Raw genomic sequence first — 1,352 nt, 5'->3', positions numbered from 1 at the left:
CGGCTGCCAGCCACCGGCCTCGTCCCAGCGGCGTACGACGCGCGCGGGCGCCCCGGCGACGACCGCGTGGTCGGGCACCGTGCCCCGTACGACCGAACCGGCCGCGACCACGACGTTGCGGCCGAGGTGCGCGCCGGGCAGTATCACGGCGCCCGTGCCGATCCAGGAGCCCGCGCCGATGGTGACCGGGGCGCGGCGCGGCCACTGCTTGCCGACCGGCAGGTGCGGGTCGTCGTAGCTGTGGTTGGTCGAGGTGACATAGACGTACGGGCCGAAGAACGCCTCGTCGCCGATGGTCACGGGCGCGTCGGCGACGACGTGGCTGCCCCGGCCGAGGACGACACCGTTGCCGAGGGACAGGACGGGGTCCGGGCCGAGCGTCTCGCCGGGGCCGAGCGGCAGCATCCCCGCGGTGAGCGTGACCTGCTCGGCGATGATGCAGTGCGCGCCGAGGCGTATCCAGCGCTCGTTGAAGATCGTGCCCTGCGGGAAGGCGAGCCGGGTGCCCTCGCCGATCGCGCCGAAGCGCAGCCGCCCGTGCGCGTGCGCGGTGACGGCGCCCGCCTCGCGCAGCAGCCGCCAGCCGGTCTGCGCGGCGCGGTGGGCGAGGGCGCGCGGCCAGTGGGCGGGCGGGGGCAGAGGCTTGCGGTTACGCGGCACGGACTTACCGTACTCACGAGTAGCCCCATGTCGGCGGCCGGGTTCTGTGATCTTCGACCCAGCGCGCGGCGCTCCGCTCAGCGCACCTCGGCGGCGTGGGTGCGCGCGAGATCGCGGTAGACGGCGGCGTTGAGCGCGATGCCCTCGCGCTCCTCCGCGGTCAGCTCACGGCGCACCTTGGCGGGGACGCCCGCGACGAGGGAGCCGGGCGGCACCTCCATGCCCTGCGGGACGAGGGCCTGCGCGGCGACGAGGGAACCGGCACCGATGCGCGCCCCGTTGAGGACGGTCGCGCCCATGCCGACCAGGACGTCGTCCTCGACGACGCAGCCGTGCAGGACGGCGTTGTGCCCGACCGAGACACCGCTGCCGACGCGGACGGGGAAGCCGGGGTCGGCGTGGACCGTGCAGTTGTCCTGCACGTTGCTGCCCCGGCCGATCGTGATGCTGTCGGCGTCGCCGCGCAGCACCGTGTGGTACCAGACGCTCGCCTCCGCCTCCAGGCGGACGGCGCCGAGGACGACGGAGGTCGGCGCCGTGAAGGCGGCGGGATCGACCTCGGGCGCACGGCCCCCGACGGGCGAGACGAGGGCGTCGGTCATGCGGAGGTCTCCTGGGTCGTGCCGGGCTCGGGGGTGGCCTGGGAGGCGGCGGGCGTGGCGGCAGCGGGCCCGGCCTCGGCGACGGCCGGG

2 protein-coding genes are annotated in these 1,352 nt (G+C 75.7%); both read right to left on the bottom strand.

What is annotated here, in order from left to right:
* On the bottom strand, positions 1–660 hold a 660-nt coding region (locus tag G3I42_RS08180; protein ID WP_164283805.1), incomplete at its 3' end, for an acyltransferase.
* A gap of 77 nt (positions 661–737) precedes the next feature.
* Positions 738–1,262: a gamma carbonic anhydrase family protein gene (locus G3I42_RS08175; RefSeq protein ID WP_164283803.1), complete on the bottom strand. Its 525-nt coding sequence runs from the start codon at positions 1,260–1,262 to the stop codon at positions 738–740.
* Positions 1,263–1,352: the final 90 nt, after the last annotated feature.

The organism is Streptomyces sp. SID11385 (assembly GCF_010548245.1).
In the GTDB taxonomy this organism is placed as follows: Bacteria; Actinomycetota; Actinomycetes; order Streptomycetales; family Streptomycetaceae; genus Streptomyces.
The sequence above is the reverse complement of the archived record's forward strand: the minus strand, read 5'-3'. Positions and strand labels throughout refer to the sequence as shown.